Consider the following 8,553-nt stretch of genomic DNA (forward strand, 5'->3'; position numbering starts at 1 on the left):
CTTACGATGTGTCATTGCGAGCGAAGCGAAGCAATCGCAAGGTTTTGAGATTGCTTCGGGCAAGATCCGTACCCTCGCAACTGCGATTCGCTTTGGCTCGCAATGACAAGTATTTAACCGGACATGATATCAAAATAACGCTTGGCAAGGCTGAAATCAACACTCAATAAAACTGAAAATTATGTTGGCAATGAGTGATAGAATAGCTAACTAGCTTAACTATAACTACTCAATCAATGCCATCATCGGGAGTCCAATACTTAATTATCAATGCCCTAGACACTCTGGACTTGCTCATCTGGAGGATATATGATGAAGAAAAGGGCTTTTGGTACATCGAAACCCCAAGTCAAATTTTACCAAGGGCTGCTATACTACAAAGTGGCGAGGTTGTTCGTATAGACGAGGTTGCGAACTATGACGAATCAGAATCAAATTAGGAAAGAGCAAGATCGACGATTAGGAGAATTAATGGCGATCGCGCGTCAAAGATTCCTCGATGCAGGCGGCGATCCTGGACGTTTACCCTCTGGTTTAAAAGGCGACGATTACATGACAGACGCAGAAAGAGAAGAAGCACTGACAATAGCGCGATCGCTCTTTAACGACGAATATATAAACAGCTATCTAGAGAAAAAACGTCAAAACCAGTTAACAGTTAACGGTTAACTGTTAACCGTTAACTGTTAACCAACAAAATTAATCCGTACTCCCAGTTTGAATCGAATCCTTAGAAGCCTGCGTCCACTCAGTATGGAAGAACTCACCGCGAGGCTTATCAGTACGCTCATAAGTGTGAGCGCCGAAATAATCCCGCTGAGCTTGCGTCAGATTTTGGGGCAAGCGATCGCGCCGATAGCTATCAAAATAGTCTAGCGAGGCACTAAAAGCCGGGACAGCAATCCCCAACGTACTCGCAGTAGCCAACACCTCCCGCCAAGCTACCTGCCGATCCAAAATTGTCTGCTTAAACTCTGGCGCTAGCAACAAATTCGGCAACTTAGCATCATCATTGAAAGCCTTTTTAATCTTATCCAAAAACCCAGCTCGGATAATACAGCCGCCTTTCCAAATTCGCGCAATTTCACTCAAAGCCAATTCGTAATTAAACGACTTAGACGCAGCACTTAACAGCGCCATACCTTGAGCGTAAGAGCAAATCTTTGAGCAATAAAGGGCATCCCGGATCTTGCCTACCAACTCCTTCGGATCGCCCTCATATTTGGCAGAAGGCCCCGATAGTACACTAGAAGCTTTAATCCGTTCGTCTTTGTAAGAAGACATAATCCGGGCATTGACAGCAGCAGTAATTGTGGGAATACTTACGCCCATATCCAAAGCACTAACTACCGTCCAGCGACCCGTACCTTTTTGACCCGCTGAGTCCATAATCACTTCAACTAAAGGCTGCTTAGTGTCGGGGTCAGTGAACTTGAAAATATTAGCAGTAATTTCAATCAAAAAGGAGTTAAGTTCGTCAGTGGTGTTCCATTCTGCAAACACCTCGTGCAACTGTTCGCCATTGAGTCCGGCCACATTTTTGAGCAAGTCGTAGGCTTCAGCAATTAGCTGCATATCGCCATACTCAATGCCATTGTGTACCATTTTTACGTAGTGACCGGCACCACCGGGGCCGATGAAAGTCACGCAAGGGCCATCGTCTACTTGAGCGGCAATTTTAGTCAAAATTGGCTCCAATTTCCCGTAAGCTGTTTGCGTACCTCCTGGCATCAAACTAGCACCATTGAGAGCGCCTTCTTCGCCGCCGCTGATGCCCATACCCACAAATCCCAGTCCCGTTGCTTCTAATTCTTTGGTACGGCGTTCGGTGTCTTCGTAGAGGGAGTTACCGCCGTCAATGATCATATCTTCCGGGTCTAGCATGGGTTTTAGCTGCTGGATGACGGCATCAACGGGCTTGCCGGCCTGTACCATGACTAGGATTCTGCGGGGGCGTTCTAGGGATTCGACAAATTCTTGAAGAGTCTGGGTGGCGATGATATTCTTGCCTTGGGCGCGTTTAGCCATGAACTCTTCGGTTTTGGCGTAGGTGCGGTTAAAGACGGATACGGAAAAGCCGCGACTCTCTACATTTAGCGCTAGGTTCTCGCCCATAACGGCTAGACCAATTACTCCAAAGTTTTGCTGTGCCATAAATCTTTGTTGACTCTGTTGTTGGTTTTGGGCTTGGATTCAATTTACTTTAATTTTTCTATTTGATACCTGGTTTTTGATAAAATTGGTAAGGTTTTTTTAAGATTTCCAGCTATACAAAGATATGCAGGATACCATAAAAAGGCAGTTATAAATATTGTGCGGTAACGATAGATACAATTAAACGAATAGCTAAGATAAAAGTTAGGAGGCGATAACAATGCAGGAATTACAGCACCTTGCGGCTTGGGTAAAGGAGCGCTACGCTCAGGAGTATATTTTGACTTGGTTGCTGAGTCAGCCGGGTCTGTGGTGGTCGGATGGGGAGGTTTACCAGGCGGCGATGCAGAGGTCTGGGAAGTTACTTAAGGAGTACGTTCGCAAGAAGCAGGAAGGTGAGGTATTCCAGGGAATTGCGGATAAGTTGGTTCAGGATGAGACTTGGGACGCGGTTGCAGCGAGTTTGGGTAAGATTTTTGCGGTTTACCAGGAGGAGTTGGTGAAGTTGCAAGACCCCAGTCGTAGGGATGAGGGGTTAAAAAAAACATTGAGTAGTGGGGAGTTGAGGGTGCAGCCTGCGTCTGTGTTGGAGGTGCAGCAAGCTTTGCCAGATCCTTATGCCGATCCTTTGACGAGGCGATGAGGGGAATTTGAGGTTGATGAGTGCTTTGGGGATGGGATGGTAAAATATACAATGCCTAAAAATTGATACAATAAAAGGTCTTAGTAGCTAAACACTAAAGGCTTATGTCTAAGAATTTTCCCACGATCAGCACTTCGAGTGAAATTATGGGTGGGACTCCTGTTTTTGTGGGCACTAGGGTTCCTGTGGAAACTCTTTTTGACTATGTAGAGGCGGGAGAATCAATTGATGATTTTTTAGATGGATTTCCCACTGTCACTAGGGAACAAGTAATTGCACTGTTGGAAGAGGCTAGAAAGCAATTAATTAGGGGAGATGCGATCGCTTAGGATGCGATCGCACTCTGAAGCTAACACCTAAAATCTATAAGCTTACATTAGAAGCTAGTTCTGACGTTGCCTCTTTTAGATATTGTCGGGTGTCAATAAGCAACTGAATTGCTTCATTATGGATATCGAGTTCATATTGGCCATAGGTTGCAATACCTTCTTTAAACAAACGTTCATAATTAAAAATTGATAAAGCATCAATATGTGGTACTCCCCGAACTAAACCTAATGCTCTATCTTCAATATGCTCGTAAGCATTTCGCATTTGTCTAAGGGCATGAAGCTTATTGTTAACTGACTCAGGAAAACAAGTAGTAATAGAATAATCTCTGTGTAGTTGTAAAGCCATTTGTAAAGCACGATTCATTGCTACAATTGCCATCTCGACTAAGCCCATGATTTCAAAAATCAGATTTCGCTGTCGAATACCATACTCTACTGTTTCCAGTTCTTTTAGTTTGCTATGTAGTAAAGAAAAGGCTTCATGGCTGGCATCTAGTCTTCGTGCCACAGACAGCAAAAAGCGAGGCACTTGATCCGGTAAAACTTTCCGGGTTAAAGTCGGATAGAGCGATAACCAAGTCCAGACTGTATTTGCAATAGAAGCATATCCGTCTTCAAATTTAGTAGCAGCACTTATATCAACGCTATCTACAGAAAAAACCAGACTATTTTCTCTAAAAGCGAAATTATCACCTGGTCTACGTTGTGGTGCTAAACCTGTATCAGGCTCATCTGAACGGAGCGTCCGACCGTAAACTGTAGAACCATCGCGACCATCAGGAACAACTCTAACCCATGTTAAGATATCCTGTTTGCATCCTGCCTCTCCAGTTGTATGCAAACTAGCACCATAAACTGGCTCTGTTAGAACTAATTGTTCTTCTTCAGGGTCAAATTTAACGGTTTCACCTTTATCAACTTCTTTCTCACCAAGAGGACGGACAAATAAAGTTGAACCTTCACGTGCTTCTTCTACAACACGAATTTCTTGTCCGTTGTCTAACTTAATATGAGAAATTTCAGTTTTCATCTTTACTTTCCATTGAACGTTTATAAAGAAAGCTTACCGTTTGTTTAAAAAATCAACAATATTAAATTAGTCGAAATTACCGAACCTATATGAGTTCGGTTAGTTATTTAGTCAAAGGTCGCAATGCCTCTATACACCAAAAACACGACGTACCCTGCTTTTCACTTGCTAAAGAGTTAACCCTAATCGCGATCGCGGCTTTACTAGAGTATCATTTGAGTCAGATTCCTCTTTATTATGCTGAAATAAAAATTATCAAAGGAACAGATACATACCATGTTATCCCACGCACCAGACCTCGCCGAACAAATTAATGACTGGAAATTTATCGAATTGTGGGTAGATCCAATTGTTTTTCCACCTCGGATTTTGATGTTAGTCAGTGGAAAAAATGGAGGATTTTGTATTTATGACCCATCAGCTAACTATAAATCTCTGTTTTTTAGTTCAAGCTATGATGAGGCTCATTCATGGCTTTTGGAAGATGAATATGAGCGCTGCGATGGTAGGCTTTTAGCGGAGGAAATTCTTTAATATGGCAAAAAAACTAATTTTTAAGTACGATGCAGTAGGTGATATTTTGTACGTTAATCAATGTTTGCCTTATGCAGAGCAAGAATCCCAAGAACTAGATTATGGAGTTGTTGCTCGTCTTCATCCTGAAACTCAAAAAATTGAAAATTTGGAGGTTATGTTTTTCTCAAAGCGGTTGAGAGAGAGTAATGTATTTGAATTACCAATCGTGGGCGACTTGCACCTGAGTCAGAAAGTTTGAGATTGTTACAAAAGAAGGAAATTAAGCAGGTTGACTCCGAGCCGTGAGTTAGCTACAATTATGATAGAGTAAACAACATTACTCCTGTATCAATGAGATAGTAAACAATGACACTCAAAGAACTAGAAAAACAACTCCTTGCCTTAACTACCGATGAAAAAGCTCAGGCAATACAGCTATTAGTTCAAAGTTTAAGTAACACTTGGCAAGGAATAGAAAAAACTCCGGGCGTGTGCGGCGGCGATGCTAGAATTGCCAAGACTCGCATACCTATTTGGTCGCTGGTAAATTATCGCCATCTGGGTGCAAATGATCTGCGAATCTTGCAAGACTTTCCTCATTTAAGTGCAGCAGATTTAGCAAATGCTTGGGCTTATGCTGACGCGCATCCTGAAGAAATTGAAGCTGCGATCGCTAGAAATGAGGAAGATTAAAATGGTACGTCTTTATGCAGACGAAAATTTCCCACTGGTAATAGTGGAATTGCTACGAACTTTTGGTCACGATGTTTTAACAGTGCAGGAAGCTGGAAAGGGTGGACTAGGGATTCCTGATGAAGATGTGTTAGCTTTTGCTATTAGTGACAATCGAGCCGTTTTGACACGCAATTGGGATGATTTTAGACACCTGCACCGTTTGCAACCCAATCATAAAGGAATCATTATTTGCAAAGAAGATTTGAATACAGAGAGACAAGCTACACGCATTAATGAAGCTATTTCTACTGTCGAAAATCTCACAGGTCAATTGATTCGGGTAGTACGTCCCCAAAGGTAAGAAAATTCCTGAAGATATTGTTAACTTAGAAACTCGAATTAACACTTGGATAGGAAAAAAATGATGTTATCAAAAAGAATCTGGTAAAGGCTCATCAAAATCATCACTCATCACCATAGAACCACGATTTAAACCCGCCTTTGGGACTATAGAATGTTCTTCTGGTTGAGCCAAAGGCAAAACCTTAGCCCAAGGGACACCCTGCCGAGTTAGCGTCACTTCAACGTGATTTTGAATATCTGACAATAAATCGGTTAGATGATCTGATAAGTAAGCAATATCGAAAGTTTTGGGTGACATTTTGCTTATACACTACTCATTACTAGGATTATAAACCCATCCGCTTTAGCACCGTAAAAAACCCGGTTTCTTTGAACAATCCCGGCTATCCGAGAGATATTGACATAGAAACCGGGTTTTTGACCCCGCGTGGGTAACTCCTCACCAATTCAAGCAAAACTTGAAGAACCCAAATCCGGGGGTACATCCTGCCAACGTCCTTGGCCGACGGCCCGAATTGCCTCTTTAAGTGAGATATCACCTGTATAAATGGCCCGGCCAACGATCGCACCTTTAACTCCCAAAGGTTCCAAAGCCAACAAACTCAGCAAATCCGCGATCGAACTCACGCCGCCAGATGCGATTACGGGTATAGCCACAGCATTTGCCAGTTCTCGCAAAGCCTCTAAGTTCGGGCCAGAGAGAGTTCCATCCCGTTGAATATCGGTGTAAATGATCTCTGCTGCACCGAGTTGAGCCATTTGGTGCGCGAGATCCGTTGCTAAAACTTCCGAGGTTTCTAACCAGCCTCTAGTCGCAACTTTCCCGTTTCTCGCATCAATTCCCACCAGAATTTGACCGGGAAATTCGCCGCACAATTCGGCAACTAATTGCGGCTTTTCAACTGCTACAGTCCCCAAGATAGCCCGTTTAACCCCTAAATTGATCAGAGTAGAAACTGAAGCGCGATCGCGCAAACCCCCGCCAACTTGACAAGGTACATCCACTGCATTAACAATGGCTTCAATTGCCTTTTGATTGACGGCATGACCTGCTTTCGCGCCGTCGAGATCTACTAAGTGCAATAGCGTCGCGCCTTCATCTACCCACTGTCTAGCCACTTCAACGGGGTTCTCATTAAAGGTTTGCGATCGCGCATAATCTCCCTGATAGAGTCTGACGCACCGACCTTCTAATAAATCAATAGCTGGAATTACATTCATTATCTTTCGTAGTAGCGACTTTAGCCGCTTTTTTATAGGTTTGATAATGACTAAAGTCATCACTACAAAGTATGTTACCAGATGTTCGTTCATAGTACCAACTTTAGTCACTTCTTTGCGATTGCAAATCATCATTAAAGATATTACTACAAATGATGATTCCAGATTTCAAACCGATGGTCGTTGCATTTTTGTAGGAAACATCTGTCTAAAGGCTGAATTGCGTTGTTCTGGTGTTTCTTTTGCCCAACTAGACAAACTTTCGTAGAAGAAGAAAGACACCCCAGCTAAGCCGCGCTTACGCACTTCTTGAACTTGATCTTGAATTTGTTTAAGCGGGATAGAGTTATTTTTCAATCCTGTTAAAATTCCAATCCCCACAGGAATATGACCTTTAGCCAGCTTAACTTCTTCTCGCTCTAATTCAGCCACAAAACGAGGTAGATCGTTCCGGTAAACTTGAATGATAATTTCTTCGATGAAACCGCGCCTTTCCCAAGTAAACCAGTCCTGTAAATGAGCAGGCAAGGCAAAGTGTAAAGGGTTAGGAGAAAGGGACATAATACATTTAGGTTTGCGGAATTTTACAGCCCGGAAAATTCGCCCCATGAAATCATTGATTTTATCAGCCCGCCACCGCCCCCAGAAAGTTTCTCGGAAGTCATCAGAGGGAGATTGACCATTAACTTCTTTTTTGTACATTCCCACCGTTAAACTATCATAGCCAAATTCAGCCGGCAATCCAAAATGGTCATCAAATTGTATCCCATCTATGTTATATTTAACCACAATTTCGATAATTAAATCTAGGATAAATTTCTGTACTTGCGGGTGAAAAGGGTTCAGCCAAACGCGGTCATCTTTGCCTTCTTTCCAAATAGTTGTACCGTCGCGACGTTTAGTCAGCCAATCGGGGTGTTTTTTAGCTAATTCTGAATCAGCGGGAGCCATAAAACCAAATTCAAACCAAGGAATAACAGCCAATCCTTTTTTATGTGCTTCCTCCACGATTTCTTTCAGTACATCTCGCCCTTTTAATCCTGGTGTTGGTTCCATAGCTATACCCATTGCTCCTTTAGCTATAGCACTGGGATAAAGGGTATAACCGCCTTGCCAAACGGTGGGATAAACTGTATTAAAGTTTAGTTTGGCAAGCCTGTCAATAGCTGTAGTCACATTTTTATGAGAATATAAAACCTCGCTATCAATGTTAGTTAGCCAAACACCGCGTAATTCAGTTCTTGGCAATTTTGGGGGCGTTTGACCATAAACTAATGGGGTAGCGATCGCGATCGTCGCCGCTGTCATTGCAAAGGTAATTATTAAAGCAATAATCCGCTGCCATCTGTACAGTTTAAACATTATTTTGGTTCCGTTTTGTTTTAAATTATCATCAAAGTTTAGCCTTTGCAACCCTTAATAAATTTAATAAGGGCGCGAATGTTGGGGTGAGTTTGGCCAGTTAAACTTGCCACCTACCAATAATTGTAAAAAACCTGGCCCTACCCAAATAATAACTTTCATCAACAATTCACCCGCATCCGCAAATATATAAAAGTAAATCGGGACTTACGCAAAAATATTTGTAACGCCGCCATCCTGGCGGTAAAGCAACCGCC

At 42.6% G+C, this 8,553-nt stretch carries 13 protein-coding genes; 8 read left to right on the forward strand and 5 right to left on the reverse strand.

What is annotated here, in order from left to right; genetic code table 11:
• Positions 1–417: 417 nt before the first annotated feature.
• Entirely contained in the window at positions 418–669 is a 252-nt protein-coding gene (locus PN499_RS13185) for a hypothetical protein (protein ID WP_272032411.1), read from the forward strand.
• A gap of 30 nt (positions 670–699) precedes the next feature.
• Here the strand turns inward: PN499_RS13185 and gnd are convergent, their stop codons facing one another.
• Positions 700–2,154, reverse strand: coding sequence for a decarboxylating NADP(+)-dependent phosphogluconate dehydrogenase (gnd, locus tag PN499_RS13190; protein ID WP_272032412.1), 1,455 nt, complete (start codon positions 2,152–2,154; stop codon positions 700–702).
• A gap of 220 nt (positions 2,155–2,374) precedes the next feature.
• Between gnd and PN499_RS13195 the strand changes: the two genes are divergently transcribed.
• Together PN499_RS13195 and PN499_RS13200 are read left to right on the forward strand one after the other, a co-directional pair.
• Positions 2,375–2,797, forward strand: coding sequence for a hypothetical protein (locus tag PN499_RS13195; protein WP_272032413.1), 423 nt, complete (start codon positions 2,375–2,377; stop codon positions 2,795–2,797).
• A gap of 104 nt (positions 2,798–2,901) precedes the next feature.
• A complete protein-coding gene (locus PN499_RS13200; protein WP_272032414.1) occupies positions 2,902–3,126 on the forward strand; it encodes a DUF433 domain-containing protein in 225 nt (74 codons plus the stop codon).
• Between the two features lie 34 nt (positions 3,127–3,160).
• Here PN499_RS13200 and PN499_RS13205 read toward each other — a convergent pair whose 3' ends face one another.
• Positions 3,161–4,159, reverse strand: coding sequence for a hypothetical protein (locus tag PN499_RS13205; protein WP_272032415.1), 999 nt, complete (start codon positions 4,157–4,159; stop codon positions 3,161–3,163).
• A gap of 89 nt (positions 4,160–4,248) precedes the next feature.
• On the opposite strand from PN499_RS13205, the gene PN499_RS13210 reads away from it, so the two are divergent.
• From PN499_RS13210 to PN499_RS13230, 5 genes are all read left to right on the forward strand, one after another.
• Positions 4,249–4,473, forward strand: coding sequence for a DUF6972 family protein (locus tag PN499_RS13210; protein WP_272032416.1), 225 nt, complete (start codon positions 4,249–4,251; stop codon positions 4,471–4,473).
• A complete protein-coding gene (locus PN499_RS13215) occupies positions 4,436–4,693 on the forward strand; it encodes a hypothetical protein (RefSeq protein ID WP_272032417.1) in 258 nt (85 codons plus the stop codon). The genes PN499_RS13210 and PN499_RS13215 overlap by 38 nt, the downstream gene beginning before the upstream one ends.
• Before the next feature lies 1 nt (position 4,694).
• Entirely contained in the window at positions 4,695–4,934 is a 240-nt protein-coding gene (locus PN499_RS13220; RefSeq protein ID WP_272032418.1) for a DUF2283 domain-containing protein, read from the forward strand.
• Between the two features lie 107 nt (positions 4,935–5,041).
• Positions 5,042–5,368: a DUF433 domain-containing protein gene (locus tag PN499_RS13225; protein ID WP_272032419.1), complete on the forward strand. Its 327-nt coding sequence runs from the start codon at positions 5,042–5,044 to the stop codon at positions 5,366–5,368.
• 1 nt (position 5,369) lies between these two features.
• On the forward strand, positions 5,370–5,711 hold the full coding sequence (locus PN499_RS13230) for a DUF5615 family PIN-like protein (RefSeq protein ID WP_272032423.1): 342 nt from the start codon (positions 5,370–5,372) through the stop codon (positions 5,709–5,711).
• Positions 5,712–5,780: 69 nt separating this feature from the next.
• Here the strand turns inward: PN499_RS13230 and PN499_RS13235 are convergent, their stop codons facing one another.
• From PN499_RS13235 to PN499_RS13245, 3 genes are all read right to left on the reverse strand, one after another.
• Positions 5,781–6,011 (reverse strand): toxin-antitoxin (TA) system antitoxin, encoded by a 231-nt coding sequence (locus tag PN499_RS13235; protein WP_272032420.1) that lies wholly within the window; start codon positions 6,009–6,011, stop codon positions 5,781–5,783.
• 149 nt (positions 6,012–6,160) lie between these two features.
• Positions 6,161–6,934 carry a 1-(5-phosphoribosyl)-5-[(5-phosphoribosylamino)methylideneamino]imidazole-4-carboxamide isomerase gene (gene hisA / locus PN499_RS13240; protein WP_272032425.1) on the reverse strand — a complete coding sequence of 258 codons (774 nt, stop codon included), beginning with the start codon at positions 6,932–6,934 and terminating at the stop codon, positions 6,161–6,163.
• A gap of 168 nt (positions 6,935–7,102) precedes the next feature.
• Complete coding sequence (locus PN499_RS13245) at positions 7,103–8,296, reverse strand: glycoside hydrolase family 10-like protein (RefSeq protein WP_272032422.1); 1,194 nt, start codon at positions 8,294–8,296, stop codon at positions 7,103–7,105.
• Positions 8,297–8,553 lie beyond the last annotated feature (257 nt).

Origin of the sequence: Kamptonema animale CS-326 (genome assembly GCF_028330895.1) — a bacterium.
GTDB lineage: Bacteria > Cyanobacteriota > Cyanobacteriia > Cyanobacteriales > Microcoleaceae > Kamptonema > Kamptonema formosum.

What these genes read in the sequence shown, in the direction of transcription:
- hisA (WP_272032425.1), bottom strand. Translation starts at nt 6,934, where the DNA reads ATGAATGTAATTCCAGCTATTGATTTATTAGAAGGTCGGTGCGTCAGA.
- PN499_RS13205 (WP_272032415.1), bottom strand. Translation starts at nt 4,159, where the DNA reads ATGAAAACTGAAATTTCTCATATTAAGTTAGACAACGGACAAGAAATT.
- PN499_RS13210 (WP_272032416.1), top strand. Translation starts at nt 4,249, where the DNA reads ATGAGTTCGGTTAGTTATTTAGTCAAAGGTCGCAATGCCTCTATACAC.
- PN499_RS13195 (WP_272032413.1), top strand. Translation starts at nt 2,375, where the DNA reads ATGCAGGAATTACAGCACCTTGCGGCTTGGGTAAAGGAGCGCTACGCT.
- PN499_RS13185 (WP_272032411.1), top strand. Translation starts at nt 418, where the DNA reads ATGACGAATCAGAATCAAATTAGGAAAGAGCAAGATCGACGATTAGGA.
- PN499_RS13215 (WP_272032417.1), top strand. Translation starts at nt 4,436, where the DNA reads ATGTTATCCCACGCACCAGACCTCGCCGAACAAATTAATGACTGGAAA.
- PN499_RS13245 (WP_272032422.1), bottom strand. Translation starts at nt 8,296, where the DNA reads ATGTTTAAACTGTACAGATGGCAGCGGATTATTGCTTTAATAATTACC.
- PN499_RS13220 (WP_272032418.1), top strand. Translation starts at nt 4,695, where the DNA reads ATGGCAAAAAAACTAATTTTTAAGTACGATGCAGTAGGTGATATTTTG.
- PN499_RS13200 (WP_272032414.1), top strand. Translation starts at nt 2,902, where the DNA reads ATGTCTAAGAATTTTCCCACGATCAGCACTTCGAGTGAAATTATGGGT.
- gnd (WP_272032412.1), bottom strand. Translation starts at nt 2,154, where the DNA reads ATGGCACAGCAAAACTTTGGAGTAATTGGTCTAGCCGTTATGGGCGAG.
- PN499_RS13230 (WP_272032423.1), top strand. Translation starts at nt 5,370, where the DNA reads ATGGTACGTCTTTATGCAGACGAAAATTTCCCACTGGTAATAGTGGAA.
- PN499_RS13235 (WP_272032420.1), bottom strand. Translation starts at nt 6,011, where the DNA reads ATGTCACCCAAAACTTTCGATATTGCTTACTTATCAGATCATCTAACC.
- PN499_RS13225 (WP_272032419.1), top strand. Translation starts at nt 5,042, where the DNA reads ATGACACTCAAAGAACTAGAAAAACAACTCCTTGCCTTAACTACCGAT.